This is a genomic window from Streptococcus oralis (assembly GCF_006175905.1).
Taxonomy (GTDB): Bacteria; Bacillota; Bacilli; order Lactobacillales; family Streptococcaceae; genus Streptococcus; species Streptococcus oralis_BG.
Genome location: NZ_SSNB01000003.1, coordinates 30637 through 46309 on the forward strand (window position 1 = coordinate 30637; position 15673 = coordinate 46309).

A 15673-nucleotide genomic window follows, 5' to 3' on the forward strand; every position below is an offset into this window, starting at 1 on the left:
TAATGAATTAAATCAAGGGAAAAATGTATACAGTGTCAATGATGAATATGCTGAGATAAAGAGGAAATGATAATGAGTAAAGACAGATTAAGAAAAAGCTATAAACCATTATTCATAGTTTTTCTACTCGTAGCCATCACAACAGGAGGTGTTTTTGTGTTTAGTATGTTAGGGAAGTCTCAAGAAGAACGTCGGAATAGAGAGTACGAAATCAGCTTGGTCAACGCTTTAAAAAATTCCTATGAAGGGATTGAGGAGATTAAGATTTCCAATCCAAACTACACAAACCCTCCAGGTTCATGGTCTTGTGATGTAGAAATCAAATTTAATGATGAAAGAAAAACTAAGTATAGGATAGGCCATGGACTCCATGATAAAAAGAATTATCAAGGTTCATTGACCAATGAGAAAAGGCAATTCCTTAACAATTACAAAGGAGTGACCGACTTAAAAGTAATTGTTACATATTCAGATAATAGCACGGGAGAACAATGATGACATTTTCCTATACAGATGAGCAGTTAAACAATTTGAATCGGGATTATGCTGTATATAGTGTAAATCTTGAATTCGCTAAGCGTAACGGTCGGACTTATGTCAATTCAAATCTCAGTGAAAGTATATCTCCTGATGATTTAGAAAAAACCAACACCATAACTACCTCAGATGGTCAAGAATTCCGTGTTGTTGCCACTAAGTCTGACACTGAAACAGGTTTTGACGGGCTAGCAGTTGCACCTATTGTCAACGGCGAACCAGATTATAAAAATGTAGCTGTGATTGCTGCTGGAACGGATCCTGATAGTCCGGTGAATAAAACTATGTTTGGTTCACGCGATTTCTATAGTGCCATAATTGCAAGGCAAACTTACTTATCTCCACAATATAAGGTTGCTGACCAATTTGTAAAAGAGATTATGGACGATCCTAGATATGAAGTCAGTCAACTATCAGGTTATTCACAAGGATCTTACATGCTGAAGGTGGGAGCTAAATACCACATCCCTACAACCACTTTTAATGCTTGGTTTAAATATGGTGGACTTACACTGGAAGAAAAAGCATTTATTGAAAGCAACCCTTCTATGTTTATAGATTACCGTAGAAAACATGATAATGTAGTACGTTGGAATGACTCTAATCACCCAGAAAGGTACACCAGTCCGATTGATATTACAAATTCTATGCCTAGCACGATTCATTGGATTGATGGTTCGAGCCATAAAATTGAGGACTGGGAGTTTGATCCTGTAACTGGTCAAGTTATAGATGGCAAGGGAGGAAAACCCTTAATCAGTGGTGTTTATCGAGCCTATGCCAACAGTCTCCGAGGAATGGCTCATTACAAGGACTTGAAGTCAAAATGGTCATCAGGTGGTATTAGTAGTTCTGAGGAAATATACTTAGATGCAGCTCAAGGTTCTATCCTATCATCATCTATGGCTACTGCAGCAAGAACTGGAGCTGATGAAGTGAGCGCCTTAGCCAAAAAAGCAAATCAGGAATTACAAGAAATTTGGTCAAAAATCGATTTTACAAGCTACACAGCATTAGCTCCCTATGAGGTTGAGGCCATTTTTGCTAGCCAAGGTATCACTCAAGCACAGTTTATCGATACTTTTCAGGCAGAGACAACACAAACAGTCACTAAGATGAATGCTTCCGCCCAAGCATTTGAACAGTTAGACAAACAATTACAGAATGTCATTGAAAAAACAGTAGCAACAGACACACAATTTGCCAAGGAGTTCAGACAATGGAAAGAAAAGATGTGAAATGGGAGGAAATTAGAGAGAAAGAGAGAGAACTGTTTAATCTAGAAGAACAATATTATCAACAAAAGAAAGAACTCGATGATAAAGCACTCGATTTAAACGAACGAAATGCAAATTTAGAAAAACTGATGTCTGATGAAGTTGATAAAATGTATCAAGTCTTGAGAAAATTTTCATCAACTGCTGATGATGTTAGAGACTACTTTACAGAAATAGAAAATCTGAGACACTTTTCGGAACAAGTATACCGAGAACATAGAATTAAACTCGAAAATGAGAGAGAAAAAAACGATAACGAGTTTCGCAAAAAAAGAAATGAATTAGAGGAAGAATTTCACAAACTAAGGAGAGATTATGCAAGCACCAATGAATGAATACTACACAGATGAAGAATATCAATATGCACTGAAACAAATGTATCGAATGATGGAAAGAAACCGAATCATTGCGGAAGCAAAGATAGCAATAACAGCAAAAAATAAATTAAAAGAAAACTTTAGTAAGACAGCTAAGAAAATTGCTACAGAAACCAAATCAACTATCACAAGCATAAACAGCCAAATGGACACTGCAATACGAGGAAAAGTTCGCAAGAGTCTTGAAGAAAAGATTCCTAATATGTTACTCAAGTATGATGAAATTTAATAAAATGGTTCAGAGTGAATGGGATAAAGTTAGATATTTTAAAAGTTTCTTATATCATCTTTCCGAAAAACTATAATTTTCTTGAAAAATATATGTGTCTATGCTATACTACTAGTAGACTAATTTAGGGAGAAAATCATGAAACGTGAGATTTTACTAGAACGAATCGACAAACTAAAACAAATCATGCCCTGGTATGTTCTGGAATACTACCAATCTAAGCTTGCTGTGCCCTACAGTTTTACAACCTTGTACGAATACCTCAAGGAATACGATCGATTTTTCAGCTGGGTTTTGGAGTCTGGTATTTCAGATGCTGATAAAATGTCTGACATTCCTTTATCAGTCCTGGAAAATATGTCTAAAAAAGACATGGAATCCTTTATCCTATACCTACGAGAACGACCTTTGCTGAATGCCAATACAACCAAACAAGGCGTTTCACAGACAACCATCAATCGAACTTTATCAGCACTTTCCAGTCTTTACAAATATCTAACCGAGGAAGTTGAAAATGATCAAGGAGAACCCTATTTCTATCGCAATGTAATGAAGAAAGTTTCAACCAAGAAAAAGAAAGAAACACTTGCTGCTAGAGCTGAGAACATCAAGCAAAAACTCTTTTTAGGTGATGAAACAGAGGGTTTTCTAACTTATATCGACCAAGAGTACCCTCAACAACTCTCAAATCGCGCGCTCTCGTCATTCAATAAAAATAAAGAACGTGATTTAGCCATTATTGCCCTTCTATTGGCGTCTGGTGTCCGCTTGTCAGAAGCTGTTAATCTCGATCTAAGGGACCTCAATCTCAAAATGATGGTTATCGATGTCACTCGAAAAGGGGGTAAACGTGACTCAGTTAATGTCGCTGCCTTTGCTAAGTCTTATCTAGAAAATTATCTCGCCATTCGGAATCAACGCTATAAGACGGAAAAGACAGATACAGCGCTCTTTCTGACACTCTACCGAGGTGTTCCTAATCGGATTGATGCTTCCAGTGTTGAAAAAATGGTCGCAAAGTACTCTGAGGACTTCAAAGTTCGTGTAACACCCCATAAACTACGCCATACCTTAGCAACTAGGCTCTATGATGCAACTAAATCTCAAGTTTTAGTCAGTCACCAATTAGGACATGCCAGCACACAAGTCACTGATCTCTATACCCATATCGTCAATGATGAACAAAAGAATGCTTTGGATAGTTTATAAGTGTTACATATTATAAATTATGTAAATCAACTATCGTTAAAAAAACGAAAGATAAAAGGAATTGATCTTTCGTTTTTTTGTTATTTAAACTCAATCCAGTAATTACGGTGAGGCTCTATAATTACTGGTTTACCCCAAAAGGCTTGCAGATAGGCTAGATTTGCTGAGCTTACAGTTTTTTTTGAATCATTGTACTGCTCAGCACTCTCTTTAGTTAGAAAACATTTTACTGCTTCATAAGAAGTTCCATCAGATGATTCTCTTTCGATTCCCATATACGAAATTTCGTCACCATTTTTAAGATCGTCAGTTAACAGTTTACCAATAAAGAACACTGTCTTATTTTTCATAAATTCATAAGCCTTACTATTTTCCAGTCGGTTATTTGCTGCAGCATACATAATACAAAAACTATCAACAATATCTTTCAAAGGCATTAAGTCCTCTTTGCTTACTTTGATTTCATCGGGCAGTAGACCGCCAATTATAAGATTTTGGAAATATGCTTGCTGGATTACATTATCTAAAGCTATTCCTAAAGGTATTTGAACAGCCTGGTATCCTAAAGGCTGAAGCTCTTTGTATTTCATATCATAATGTTCTTGTGTGATGCTTATATTTAAACTTTCAGTTTGATAAATTTCTTCATTTCTATAGAAAGCAACAACATTGCGGTCTAACTGTTCAAATAGATTAAGGCTTTCTACTGGAATTTCTAACATTAATGAATAACTCCTTTTCATTTTTCATCTCTATTATAATCTAATCAGCATGATTATTAAGTTTAACCCTAATAAAAGAATCCATCATAAATGGATTCTTTTTCCTTACCCCACTACCGCTTCAGCAATTTCTTCACGGCTGATACCAGCAAAATAGCGTGTGATGTCAATAGTTTCTAGAGCTTTAAGAACATCTTCGCGTTCATATTTCACGCCACGAAGGACATCTTCTACAGCTGCAACGTCTTCGATACCAAAGAAGTCACCATAAATCTTGATGTCTTGGATTTTTGATTCGAGAACATTGGCAAAAACTTCAACCTTACCACTAGTGAATTTTGTTCCACGACGGACGTTAAATTCAGGTGATTTACCGTAGTTCCAGTCCCAAGTACCGAACTTGGTATCCTTGATACGATTGATTTCGGCCAATTCTTCCTCAGAAAAAACGTATTCGGTCATCTCTGGGTACTCTTTTTTCATGTATTCCAAAAGCAAATCACGGAATTCTTCAACTGTAATTTTTTCTGGCAATTCATTGACAATATTGGTTACACGGGCACGGACAGATTTCACACCTTTTGATTCAAATTTATCTTTTGAAACCTTGAGGGCGTTAGCAAGGACTGACAAATCAACGTCAAAGAGCAAGCAACCATGGTGCATGATACGGCCATTGATATAGGCTTGGGCATTTCCACAGAATTTCTTGCCATCAATCTCAAGGTCATTACGGCCTGTGAACTCAGCTTTAACACCTAGTTGAGCCAAGGTATTGATAACTGGAGTTGAGAAGCTCTTGAAGTCAAAGGCCTTGTTTTCATCTTCTTTTGAAATGATGGTGTAGTTGAGATTGTTTAAATCGTGATAAACAGCTCCACCACCACTGATACGACGGACTACCTCAATACCATTTTCTCGAACATAATCACGGTTAATTTCTTCGATAGTGTTCTGGTGACGACCAACAATGATAGAAGGTTTGTTAATCCAAAGAAGGAAGATTTGATCCTCATCTAGTAAGTGTTTAAAGGCATATTCTTCCAAGGCGATATTAAAAGCAGTGTCGTTTGAATGATTGATAATATATTTCATGATATCCCTTTATACGATAGAGACTGGAAATAATCTTCCAGTCTAGTCTATCTTCGTTTTATTTTTTCTTAGGTGAATGGATGGCCATTCCTAGAACATCCGCAAACGCTTCGTACATCACTTCAGAGTATGTTGGGTGTCCGTGGATAGTCTTCAGCATTTCTTCGACAGTAATTTCCATTTCGATGATACTTGACGCTTCGTTGATCAATTCTGCAGCTGCAGGACCGATGATATGGACACCAAGGATTTCACCGTATTTCTTATCTGCAATGACTTTAACGAAACCTTGAGCCGCATCAGAAGCAATGGCACGTCCGTTAGCAGCAAAGTTGAATTTACCGATAGCGACATCGTATTTCTCACGAGCTTGTTCTTCAGTTAGACCTACTGCTGCTACTTCAGGAAGAGTGTAGATGGCTGCAGGAGTCAAGTTAAGTTTGGCAACAGCATGATTTCCTTTAAGGGCATTTTCAGCGGCAACTTCACCCATACGGAAGGCTGCGTGAGCCAACATCTTCGTACCATTGATGTCACCTGGTGCGTAAATTCCTGAAACAGAAGTTTCCATGTATTCGTTGACCTTGATACGACCACGATCCAATTCAAACTCAACATCGCCAATTCCTTCAAGGTCTGGCACACGACCGATTGAAAGGAGCGCTTTGCTTGCAATGATATCGTCTTTTCCTTCAACTTTAATACGAAGTTGACCATTTTCCTCGATGATTTCTTGCAGTTTAGTACCTGTCAAGATGGTCATTCCTTTACGTTCAAGGATCAAGCGAAGGTTCTTAGAAACTTCAGCATCCATAGCTGGAACGATACGGTCCATCATTTCGATAACAGTTACTTTTGAACCAAATGTCATGAAGGCCTGACCCAGTTCGATACCGACAACTCCACCACCGATGATAACAAGGCTTTCTGGAACTTCGTTCATTTCAAGAATGTCATCACTTGTCATTACGAGTGATGATTCCATACCAGGAACGTTTATCTTGCTGACTTTTGAACCACCGGCAAGGATAATTTTCTTAGTTTCAAGCAATTCCGAACCATTTACCAAGACATTCTTGTCTTTAGTGATGGTACCAATTCCCTTATGAACAGTAACTCCGTAGCTACGAAGAAGACCTGCAACTCCACCAACCAAAGTATTGACAACCTTAGACTTGGTTTCAAGAAGTTTATCCATATCTACAGTGAAGTTTGGATTTTCGATGACGATACCACGGTTTGCTGCATGACCGATGTTTTCGATGATTTCAGCGTTGTGAAGGTAGGTCTTAGTTGGGATACATCCACGGTTCAAGCAGGTTCCACCGAGTTCAGATTTCTCAACAAGGGCAACCTTACCACCAAGTTGAGCAGCTTTAATGGCCGCTACATATCCAGCAGGACCTCCACCAATCACAACGATATCAAAGGCATCATCGCTCTTGCCGTCGTCGTTTGAAGCACTAGCTGCAGGCGCCGGGCTAGCTTCTGGCGTAGCTGCTCCAGCTGTTGGGATGTTTTCCCCTTCTTCACCAAGGTAACCGATAACTTCAGTTACTGGAACAGTTTCACCATCTCCTTTAAGGATGGCAATCAAGTATCCATCTTCTTCTGCTTCCAATTCCATGCTGACTTTGTCAGTCATGATTTCCAAAAGGATTTCTCCTTCTTTTACAAATTCACCGACTTTTTTATTCCATTGGACAATTTGTCCTTCTGTCATATCTACGCCGGCTTTTGGCATAATTACTTCTAAGGCCATGTCTTACTTCCTTCTAAATCTCTAAAATAACAATAGCTGACTTAAACCAACATTGAGATCGGATTCTCAATCAAGGCTTTCAAGTCTTTCATAAACTTAGCACCAGCCATACCATCTACAACACGGTGGTCAATAGTTAAACCAAGGCTCATGATAGGGCGAATGACAATCTCACCATTGACAACTACAGGTTTCTCGATTGTCGAACTTACACCCAGAATAGCTGAGTTGGGTTGGTTAATAATCGGACCAAAGGACTGAACACCAAACATTCCCAAGTTACTAATTGTGAAGGTTGAGTTTTGTAACTCACTTGGAGCCAATTTGCCATCCAAGGTACGACCAATCACGTCTTTAAATGCAACGACCAACTCTGACAAGCTCATCTTCTCAGCATTGTAAACAACTGGTGTCATTAGACCGTTATCCATACCAACCGCCATCGCAAGGTTGACATAGTTATGAGTGATAATGGTCTTGCCATCTTCTGTCAATGAAGCGTTGATGTATGGGTGTTTCATCAATGTTTTCACAACAGCGAGTGAAAGAAGGTCTGTTACAGTAGTCTTCTTACCAGTCGCTTCCATAATCGGATCAAGAACCTTCTTACGAAGGGCCAGCATTTCAGTCATATCAACTTCATAGTTGAGTGTGAAAGTTGGCGCAGTTAGGTAAGATTCAACCATACGTTGCGCGATAACCTTACGCATTGGTGTCATTGGAATACGCTCAATTTCACCATAAGGAGTGATATTATCTGGTACTTCTTCCACTTTTTCAATCTGAGCAGGAGACTTGATAGTATCGTTTTCGATATTTTCAGGAAGCAAGGCCAAAACGTCCTTCTTCATGATCTTGCCACGATGACCTGTTCCTTGGATTTCCTGCCAAGCAATGTTATGTTCGAGGGCAATTCGTTTTGCAAGTGGCGAAATGCGAACCACATTTGTGTCTTTATAAGTTTCCACGTCTTCTTTGTGGACACGACCGTTTGCACCTGAGCCAGAAACGTCGTAGAGGTTGATACCTAAATCATCCGCTAACTTTCTAGCCGCAGGAGTCGCTCTTAGCTTGTCATCAGCCATGACCTCTCCAATTCTAATTATGATACTAAGGGCGTAAAAAGCGACTGAAAAATAGGAAATCTACGCAGGCTTCGATGAAGCCAAGAAGATTTATCTTTTTTCCGAGCTTTTAGCCCGTGTTCGAATATAAGATATTAAGGACGAAGAGGGCAATGAAAAAATAGGAGATTGACGATGTGTTCGATGAACACAAGAAAATCTATCTTTTTTTCACAGACCTCCGTCCGAATTCAACTCTACAAGTAACTTGGACACGAAACGCGTCTCAAGTTACTACGGTTGCCGCTATTAGGCGGTCAACCTTGTAGACTTACTAATTCATTCGTCTAATATTATCGATTCGACTCATTCATGTCGCAACTCTTCAAATCACTTGGATATGAAACGAGTCTCAAGTTACTACGGTTGCCGCTATCAGGCGGTCAACCTAGTAGACTTACTAAGTCGTTCGTCGAATATTATCGATCCGACTCCCTTCTGTCGCAACTTTCAAACAACTTAGGTACAATACGTATCTCAAGTTGCTAAAGTTAAAAACTATTTTTACATAATTTATTTTATGTAATTTTATTCTTTGTTATAAGTTTTACGTATGGCATCTTTGATGCTTTCAACTGTTGGAATCATTGCATTTTCTAGATTTTGTGCGTAAGGCATTGGCACATCTTCTCCGGCGCAACGGCGTATTGGTGCGTCTAGATAATCAAATGCTTCTGATTCTGAAATAATAGCTGAAATCTCTCCGATATAGCCACTTGTTTTGTGAGCATCGTTGACAAGCACCACCTTACCAGTCTTCTTCACTGAGTTAATGATGATATCCTTATCAAGCGGAACAAGGGTACGTGGGTCCACAATTTCAACTGAAATTCCCTCTTCTGCTAATTCTTCAGCAGCTTGAACTACACGGCGAAGCATTTTGCCATAAGTAACGACTGTTACATCTGTACCTTCGCGTTTGATTTCCCCAACCCCAAGTGGGAGTGTATAGTCTGGATCAACTGGCACTTCCCCTTTTTGGTTAAATTCTGACTTGTACTCAAGAATGATAACAGGGTTATTATCACGGATAGCTGACTTGAGAAGTCCTTTCATATCCGCAGGTGTTCCAGGAGCTACAACCTTAAGTCCAGGAATGTGAGTAAACCAAGACTCTAGAGATTGCGAGTGCTGAGCCGCAGAACCAACTCCGTTACCAGCTGCACAGCGGACAGTCATTGGAACCTGACCTTTACCACCAAACATATAACGTGTTTTAGCAGCTTGGTTAACGATATTGTCCATGGCAATAACCGAGAAGTCCATGAATGTCATATCGACGATTGGACGAAGTCCCGTCATGGCTGCTCCTGCTGCTGCTCCAGAAATGGCAGCTTCAGAAATAGGACAGTCACGGACACGCTCTGGACCAAATTCTTCAAGCATTCCAACAGAAGTTCCGAAGTCTCCTCCGAAGACACCGACGTCTTCTCCCATCAAGAACACATTTTCATCGCGACGCATTTCCTCAGACATAGCAAGGATAATGGTGTCACGGAAGGACATTGTTTTTGTTTCCATTTTTATCTCTTTCTCCTTAGTCCGCGTAAATATCTTCAAATGCTGATTCTAGTGGTGGGAATGGGCTTTCTTCTGCAAATTTAACAGAAGCTTCTACTGCTTCCTTGACTTGTGCTTGAATTTCTTCCAATTCTTCTGCACTTGCAATATTGTTTTCAATGAGGTATTTGCGTAGATTTTCGATTGGGTCTTTTTGTTTCCACAATTCCACTTCTTCACGCGTACGATATTTACCAGGGTCAGATGATGAGTGACCAAGCCAGCGGTAAGTTACACTTTCAATCAATACAGGCCCATTGCCACCACGAACATGGTCTACAGCTTTCTTAAATCCTTCATAAACATCAATGACATTGTTTCCATCTTCGATAAACATTCCAGGAATTCCATATGCCGCACTACGTTGATGGATATGCTCCACATTGGTCATTTTCTTGATATCCGCAGAAATCCCATAACCGTTGTTAATGCAGTAGAAAATAACAGGAAGGTTCCAGATAGAAGCCATGTTCACTGCTTCGTGGAAGACACCTTCGTTGGTCGCGCCATCGCCAAAGAAGCAAACGACGATTTTTCCAGTGTTCTGCATTTGCTGACTGAGGGCTGCACCAACAGCGATTCCCATACCACCACCTACGATACCATTGGCACCAAGGTTACCAGCATCAAGGTCAGCAATGTGCATGGAACCACCTTTTCCTTTACAGGTTCCAGTGTATTTCCCAAGGATTTCAGCCATCATGCCGTTGAGGTCAATCCCCTTAGCGATAGCTTGACCATGGCCACGGTGATTTGAGGTAATCAGATCATCTGGATTAAGAGCCAGCATCGCTCCGACGTTAGCAGCTTCCTCTCCGACAGAAAAGTGAGTCATACCGGGAACTTTCCCCTTTTTCACTAACTGAGCAATTTTTAAGTCCATGCGACGGATTTCTTCCATCTTACGGAACATCTCTAGCAAAAGATTCTTATCTAAAGTTGACATAATCTTGCCTTTCTAACTTTGTACTTACCTTACTATTTTACCTTTTTTAGTATACACTGTCAAAGTATATGGCTATTAAAATTTCACAATATAAAAAAATAAATCCCTGTTAAAACAGGGATTCTCTCTAGTTAGAGCATTATTTCACAAAGTCGTTTATCAGGATATTTTCTTAAAATTAGCTCAATCTTTTCATTACGGTTTTCAAACGCCATTGATACAAACAACCAGAAACAATCAAGCTGGCAATTAACCCAATCCAGTAGGCAAATGCCCCTAAGTCAGTTACTTGATCTAGTAGATATCCTAGAGGTATCGCTACTCCCCAGTATCCGATTAGACCAAGATAGAAAGGAACGATAGTGTCCTTATACCCTCTTAAAATTCCTTGGAGCGGAGCCGCAAAGGTATCAGCTAGCTGGAAAAAGAGACTGTAGGTTAGAAATACAGCAGTTGTTTCAATGAAGTGAGAGTCATTCCCATATAGACTTGCTACACGATCTCTAAAAATGTAGAGAAAAGATAGGGTAAGACCTGCAAAAATAAGGGCGGTTACTCTTCCCAGACGAGCATAGGTTTTTGCATCCTCAAACCGTTTAGCCCCAACCTCGTAAGACACAACAATCGCCATAGCAGAGGAAATACTCATGGGAAAAGCGTACATGAGACTGGAAAAGTTCATAGCTGACTGGTGACTAGCGATGATGAGCGATGAAAACTTAGCCATGATCAGTCCCACAACGGAGAAAATAGCCACTTCCGCAAAGACGGTTCCTCCGATTGGTAGACCTAATCGAACGCCTTCCTTGATTTTATCTATATTGAGTGGAATGCGTTTTTCAAGATGTAGCGCTTTTAACCTTTCTTGTTTGAACAAAACAAGAAGAGAAATCCCCAATAAAACCCAATAGGCTAGTGAAGTTCCTAGCCCTGCTCCTGCACCACCAAGCTCAGGGAAACCAAGGGCTCCATAAATCAAAAGATAGTTAAAACCACTATTTAGTGGAAGTAACAAAAGCATGAGGTACATAGATAGCTTGGTCAAACCAAGAGAATCTAACAATGACCGAATGACACTGAAAAGCAACAAGGGTATAATTCCAATAGACAGGTACCAAAGATAGGAAACTGCGACCGCCGCTACTTGAGCTTCTAGTCCGATATGATTTAAGACAGGCGGCGCTAAGAATACTACCATGCCAAGCAAGACCAAAGACAGTCCGAAAGCCAAGTAGATAAATTGGTAAAAGTCAAATGCCACTTCTTCCTTTTTACCTCGTCCTAGATGATGGCCTATGATGGGAACCATGGCCGAAACAATCCCTGTTAAAAAAGTGAAGAAAGGATTCCATAGACTCGTTGCAGTTGAAACGCCAGCCAAGTCCATAGTATTGTACTGCCCCGTCATGGTTGTATCGACAAAAGAGGCAGAATAATTGGCAAACTGATAAATCAGGATAGGGAAAAATATCTTAAGAAATAAGACAAACTTATCTTTAAATTGATGGGTTGGGTACATAAGTGCTCTCTATTCTTATAGTTTATAGAGCAGTGTACCATCTAGTTTTGGTAGACTATTTGTCCCTTGCAGATGGTATATTTGATCTGCCCTTTTAAGGTTTCACCGATAAATGGTGAATTGGCTGATTTCGAAGCAAAGTCTGGACCAACAGTACGATCAGCCTTGTCATTAAAGATAGTGATATCCGCTGGACCATTTTCAACCAAATAACCTGCTTCAAAGTTGTAAAGCTTGGCTGGGTTGTAGGTCATTTTTTCAAGCAATTCCATCAAGCTTAGCTCACCAGCTTCGACCAAATAAGTCAAACCAAGAGAAAGAGAGGTTTCCAAGCCTGTCATACCAGATGGTGCTTTAGTGATATCCTCGACATTTTTCTCATCTGCATGGTGAGGCGCGTGGTCCGTTGCGATAACGGTGATAACGCCTGACTTGAGACCTTCGATAACAGCACGACGGTCTGACTCTAGACGTAACGGAGGATTCATTTTGGCATTGCTTCCTTGAGTTAAAAGAAGAGCTTCTGTCTTAGAGAAATGTTGTGGCGCTACTTCTGCTGTGACTTGCGCTCCCAAACCTTGAGCGAATTCCACTACCTTGACACTTTCTTCCTTAGACAAATGCTGGATGTGAACATGGGCCTTGGTTGCGTAGGCAATCATGACATCACGCGCAATCATGGCGTATTCTGCCACCCCTGTCGCACCACAAATATGGAAATGTTCTTTAGCAATGTTTTCATTAAACCCAAGAATGCCGTTCAATCCGGGATCTTCCTCATGAAGGCTGATAAAAGTATTGAGTTTTTTGGCTTCTTCCATGGCTTCCTTAACCACTTTACTACTTTCAAGCGGAATTCCATCATCTGAAAAACCAACGGCTCCAGCTTCTAAAAGAGCCTTAAAGTCTGTCAAGTCTTGGCCATTAAAGTTCTTGGTAATAGTCGCAACTGTCTTGACGTTAATCTTTTCCTTGGCAGCAGACTGGAGAACTTCTTTCAAAGTCTCTACGTCCGAAATGGTTGGACTAGTATTAGCCATCATGACAACCGTTGTAAAACCACCTGCAGCAGCCGCTAGTGCCCCAGTATGGATGTCCTCCTTGTGGGTTTGACCAGGTTCACGGAAATGAACATGAATATCCACTAGTCCAGGCGCAACTACAAGACCAGTAGCATCAATTAGCTCTGCTCCTTCTTCCTTGATTTCGGGAGCAATCTTGACAATTTTCCCATCTTGCACTAAAACATCACACACTTGATCCAAACCAGACTTGGGATCCATTACACGACCATTTTTGATAAGTAGCATCTGCTTTCTCCTTTATTCATAGAAATCGACTTGGGTATCCAATAATTTATCCCCATCATAAACAAACTTGGCTGAAAAGAAGGGTTTGTCCTCTAAAAGCCACTCAACAAAGGTGTGGTCACCTTCCCAAGTTGGCTTGCTCAAAACCTCGTCATAGGGAACCCATTCCAGCGTCCCCTCATTGCAGTCAATCAAGTCACCCTCAAACTCTGTCACCTTAAAAACATAGGTGTACCAGTCTAAATCTGGCGTAAATTCAGGAAAAGTGATAACACCTTTAAGTACTGGCTTGGCTTTGAGACCTGTCTCTTCGAGGATTTCACGCGCAGCGCATTCTTGAGGAGTCTCACCTCGCTCTAGCTTCCCACCAACACCAATCCATTTACCTTCGTGGACATCATTGGGCTTCTTATTGCGATGGAGCATGAGCAGTTCTTTTCCGTTATCAATGTAGCAAATCGTCGCTAACTGAGGCATATTCTCTCCTTATCTAAGCCAATCGATTGGCTCTTGTCCTATCTCTGTTAAGAATGCATTGGCCTTGGAAAAAGGCTTGGAACCCCAAAATCCTCTATAAACCGATAAAGGACTAGGATGGGCTGATTCGATAATTAAGTGGTGAGGATTGGTAACCAAGACCTTCTTCTTGCGTGCATAAGCGCCCCAGAGCACAAAGACTACTGGTCTATCTAGATTATTGACCACCTGAATCACAGCATCTGTAAATGGCTCCCATATCTGCCCAGCATGACCATTGGCCTGCCCAGCAGGAACCGTCAAGCAAGCATTGAGAAGTAAGACTCCCTGCTCAGCCCAAGACGTCAAATCATGTGATTTCTTAACGCCGATATCATCTGACAATTCTTTTAAAATGTTTTGCAAGGACGGCGGAGCTGGGATTGAGTCAGGTACAGAAAAACTCAAACCCTGCGCTTGACCTGGCCCGTGATAGGGGTCTTGCCCTAGAATCACCACCTTCACTTCTTCAAGTGGTGTAGTCAAGAGAGCCTGAAAAACTTTTTCCTTAGGTGGATAAACAGTTCCCTGAGCATAGACCTGTTCCATAAATTGATTGATTTTCCCAAAATAGCCCTCAGGTAATTGCTCCTTAATCAAAGCATGCCAAGACGAATGTTGCATCTTTCTCTCCTTTATCGTATCCATCTAAAAGCACGTCTTAATTCATCCGTACCATTTTTAAAAAAGCATAAACCATGTGCAAGAATGATCTTATCCGGTTTCCAGTTTAACATACGGGAAAAGGAAACCTTTGCCTCTATTTGTCTTCTAAAAAAAGTCATCCTATAATCGATAGGAGTTTGCCCATCAGGGGCTGTTACACGAGCTAAACGATAAACTTTTCTTCGGATTGGACTAGCTATCTTTTCTGGTTCAAAATTCTCTATAAGGTCCGTTACAATGAGTGTTTTAGTTGATTCATGAAAAAACACCACTTCTTCAATCACAGAACTTCCCTTAAAAATAAGTTGATCAATCTCATCAGACCATAAGTCAGGTGCCTTATCTGTTAAAGGAGCATCAAATTCCACCATGACATTCTGACTTTTTGCTCTCTCTTCAACTCCTGGACTAGACCATGCTTGTGCATAAGGATATCTTTTTTTCCAATCTTCAATATAGGCGTAGTGAATCTTATTTGGTGAAATCAGGTAAGCGACTCTGCCCAAAGCGTCCAGTTCAGTAAACAGTTTCTCATTTGGCGCAATCGGAGAGTGAATCCAAAGTTTGCCATCATTTAACTTAATCACCGTCATACGTGTCTGAAAAGGAAGGTTGAAGATCTTCATGTCCATTTGAATCAAATCACCATCTACTATCCAGATATTCTGATCAACTTCCTTTAGTGTATACAATGGTTCATAAAGAGAAAGTTCTGGTCTTGACATCGTTTACTATTCCTTCATTTTTACTGCCTCTATTATAGCAAAAAGTGGCTATCTAAACCACTTTTTACAGTTCTTATATATACTGTTATTCATCCTAGT

16 protein-coding genes are annotated in these 15673 nt (G+C 40.3%); 5 read left to right on the forward strand and 11 right to left on the reverse strand.

What is annotated here, in order from left to right; translation table 11 throughout:
- Nucleotides 1-66: 66 nt before the first annotated feature.
- The 5 genes from E7Y33_RS05945 (at nucleotide 67) to xerS (ending at nucleotide 3629) form a co-directional block, all read left to right on the forward strand.
- The gene (locus tag E7Y33_RS05945) at nucleotides 67-495 is read left to right on the forward strand and encodes a hypothetical protein (RefSeq protein ID WP_000606020.1); all 429 of its coding nucleotides are present in this window, start codon (nucleotides 67-69) and stop codon (nucleotides 493-495) included.
- Entirely contained in the window at nucleotides 495-1775 is a 1281-nt protein-coding gene (locus tag E7Y33_RS05950; protein ID WP_000144640.1) for a hypothetical protein, read from the forward strand. The genes E7Y33_RS05945 and E7Y33_RS05950 overlap by 1 nt, the downstream gene beginning before the upstream one ends.
- The gene (locus E7Y33_RS05955; RefSeq protein ID WP_000439965.1) at nucleotides 1757-2149 is read left to right on the forward strand and encodes a coiled-coil domain-containing protein; all 393 of its coding nucleotides are present in this window, start codon (nucleotides 1757-1759) and stop codon (nucleotides 2147-2149) included. The genes E7Y33_RS05950 and E7Y33_RS05955 overlap by 19 nt, the downstream gene beginning before the upstream one ends.
- A complete protein-coding gene (locus tag E7Y33_RS05960) occupies nucleotides 2130-2420 on the forward strand; it encodes a hypothetical protein (protein ID WP_001148764.1) in 291 nt (96 codons plus the stop codon). The genes E7Y33_RS05955 and E7Y33_RS05960 overlap by 20 nt, the downstream gene beginning before the upstream one ends.
- A gap of 138 nt (nucleotides 2421-2558) precedes the next feature.
- On the forward strand, nucleotides 2559-3629 hold the full coding sequence (gene xerS, locus E7Y33_RS05965) for a tyrosine recombinase XerS (RefSeq protein WP_139689945.1): 1071 nt from the start codon (nucleotides 2559-2561) through the stop codon (nucleotides 3627-3629).
- Between the two features lie 80 nt (nucleotides 3630-3709).
- Here the strand turns inward: xerS and E7Y33_RS05970 are convergent, their stop codons facing one another.
- The 11 genes from E7Y33_RS05970 to E7Y33_RS06020 all read right to left on the reverse strand — a co-directional run bounded on the left by E7Y33_RS05970 (nucleotide 3710) and on the right by E7Y33_RS06020 (nucleotide 15574).
- Entirely contained in the window at nucleotides 3710-4351 is a 642-nt protein-coding gene (locus tag E7Y33_RS05970) for a hypothetical protein (protein ID WP_139689946.1), read from the reverse strand.
- A gap of 105 nt (nucleotides 4352-4456) precedes the next feature.
- Nucleotides 4457-5446 carry a lipoate--protein ligase gene (locus E7Y33_RS05975; protein WP_033685027.1) on the reverse strand — a complete coding sequence of 330 codons (990 nt, stop codon included), beginning with the start codon at nucleotides 5444-5446 and terminating at the stop codon, nucleotides 4457-4459.
- 58 nt (nucleotides 5447-5504) lie between these two features.
- The gene (gene lpdA / locus E7Y33_RS05980; protein ID WP_001162892.1) at nucleotides 5505-7208 is read right to left on the reverse strand and encodes a dihydrolipoyl dehydrogenase; all 1704 of its coding nucleotides are present in this window, start codon (nucleotides 7206-7208) and stop codon (nucleotides 5505-5507) included.
- A gap of 41 nt (nucleotides 7209-7249) precedes the next feature.
- Nucleotides 7250-8293 carry a dihydrolipoamide acetyltransferase gene (locus E7Y33_RS05985; protein WP_000752713.1) on the reverse strand — a complete coding sequence of 348 codons (1044 nt, stop codon included), beginning with the start codon at nucleotides 8291-8293 and terminating at the stop codon, nucleotides 7250-7252.
- 567 nt (nucleotides 8294-8860) lie between these two features.
- Nucleotides 8861-9853, reverse strand: coding sequence for an alpha-ketoacid dehydrogenase subunit beta (locus tag E7Y33_RS05990; RefSeq protein ID WP_000448708.1), 993 nt, complete (start codon nucleotides 9851-9853; stop codon nucleotides 8861-8863).
- 16 nt (nucleotides 9854-9869) lie between these two features.
- Nucleotides 9870-10838 (reverse strand): thiamine pyrophosphate-dependent dehydrogenase E1 component subunit alpha, encoded by a 969-nt coding sequence (locus E7Y33_RS05995; RefSeq protein WP_000105367.1) that lies wholly within the window; start codon nucleotides 10836-10838, stop codon nucleotides 9870-9872.
- Nucleotides 10839-11016: 178 nt separating this feature from the next.
- A complete protein-coding gene (locus E7Y33_RS06000; protein WP_139689947.1) occupies nucleotides 11017-12357 on the reverse strand; it encodes an MATE family efflux transporter in 1341 nt (446 codons plus the stop codon).
- A 41-nt stretch (nucleotides 12358-12398) separates the two neighbouring features.
- Nucleotides 12399-13667, reverse strand: coding sequence for a dihydroorotase (locus tag E7Y33_RS06005; RefSeq protein ID WP_139689948.1), 1269 nt, complete (start codon nucleotides 13665-13667; stop codon nucleotides 12399-12401).
- A gap of 12 nt (nucleotides 13668-13679) precedes the next feature.
- Nucleotides 13680-14144: an NUDIX hydrolase gene (locus E7Y33_RS06010; RefSeq protein ID WP_001135768.1), complete on the reverse strand. Its 465-nt coding sequence runs from the start codon at nucleotides 14142-14144 to the stop codon at nucleotides 13680-13682.
- Nucleotides 14145-14153: 9 nt separating this feature from the next.
- The gene (locus E7Y33_RS06015) at nucleotides 14154-14807 is read right to left on the reverse strand and encodes a uracil-DNA glycosylase (RefSeq protein WP_042902257.1); all 654 of its coding nucleotides are present in this window, start codon (nucleotides 14805-14807) and stop codon (nucleotides 14154-14156) included.
- A gap of 11 nt (nucleotides 14808-14818) precedes the next feature.
- Nucleotides 14819-15574 carry a DUF4336 domain-containing protein gene (locus E7Y33_RS06020; RefSeq protein WP_139689949.1) on the reverse strand — a complete coding sequence of 252 codons (756 nt, stop codon included), beginning with the start codon at nucleotides 15572-15574 and terminating at the stop codon, nucleotides 14819-14821.
- Between the last annotated feature and the right edge of the window lie 99 nt (nucleotides 15575-15673).

Coding starts and splice junctions, on each gene's coding strand:
- E7Y33_RS06010 (WP_001135768.1), bottom strand. CDS start 14,144: ATGCCTCAGTTAGCGACGATTTGCTACATTGATAACGGAAAAGAACTG.
- E7Y33_RS06015 (WP_042902257.1), bottom strand. CDS start 14,807: ATGCAACATTCGTCTTGGCATGCTTTGATTAAGGAGCAATTACCTGAG.
- E7Y33_RS06005 (WP_139689948.1), bottom strand. CDS start 13,667: ATGCTACTTATCAAAAATGGTCGTGTAATGGATCCCAAGTCTGGTTTG.
- E7Y33_RS06020 (WP_139689949.1), bottom strand. CDS start 15,574: ATGTCAAGACCAGAACTTTCTCTTTATGAACCATTGTATACACTAAAG.
- E7Y33_RS05960 (WP_001148764.1), top strand. CDS start 2,130: ATGCAAGCACCAATGAATGAATACTACACAGATGAAGAATATCAATAT.
- xerS (WP_139689945.1), top strand. CDS start 2,559: ATGAAACGTGAGATTTTACTAGAACGAATCGACAAACTAAAACAAATC.
- E7Y33_RS05950 (WP_000144640.1), top strand. CDS start 495: ATGACATTTTCCTATACAGATGAGCAGTTAAACAATTTGAATCGGGAT.
- E7Y33_RS05985 (WP_000752713.1), bottom strand. CDS start 8,293: ATGGCTGATGACAAGCTAAGAGCGACTCCTGCGGCTAGAAAGTTAGCG.
- E7Y33_RS05990 (WP_000448708.1), bottom strand. CDS start 9,853: ATGGAAACAAAAACAATGTCCTTCCGTGACACCATTATCCTTGCTATG.
- E7Y33_RS05945 (WP_000606020.1), top strand. CDS start 67: ATGATAATGAGTAAAGACAGATTAAGAAAAAGCTATAAACCATTATTC.
- E7Y33_RS05955 (WP_000439965.1), top strand. CDS start 1,757: ATGGAAAGAAAAGATGTGAAATGGGAGGAAATTAGAGAGAAAGAGAGA.
- E7Y33_RS05995 (WP_000105367.1), bottom strand. CDS start 10,838: ATGTCAACTTTAGATAAGAATCTTTTGCTAGAGATGTTCCGTAAGATG.
- E7Y33_RS05970 (WP_139689946.1), bottom strand. CDS start 4,351: ATGTTAGAAATTCCAGTAGAAAGCCTTAATCTATTTGAACAGTTAGAC.
- E7Y33_RS05975 (WP_033685027.1), bottom strand. CDS start 5,446: ATGAAATATATTATCAATCATTCAAACGACACTGCTTTTAATATCGCC.
- lpdA (WP_001162892.1), bottom strand. CDS start 7,208: ATGGCCTTAGAAGTAATTATGCCAAAAGCCGGCGTAGATATGACAGAA.
- E7Y33_RS06000 (WP_139689947.1), bottom strand. CDS start 12,357: ATGTACCCAACCCATCAATTTAAAGATAAGTTTGTCTTATTTCTTAAG.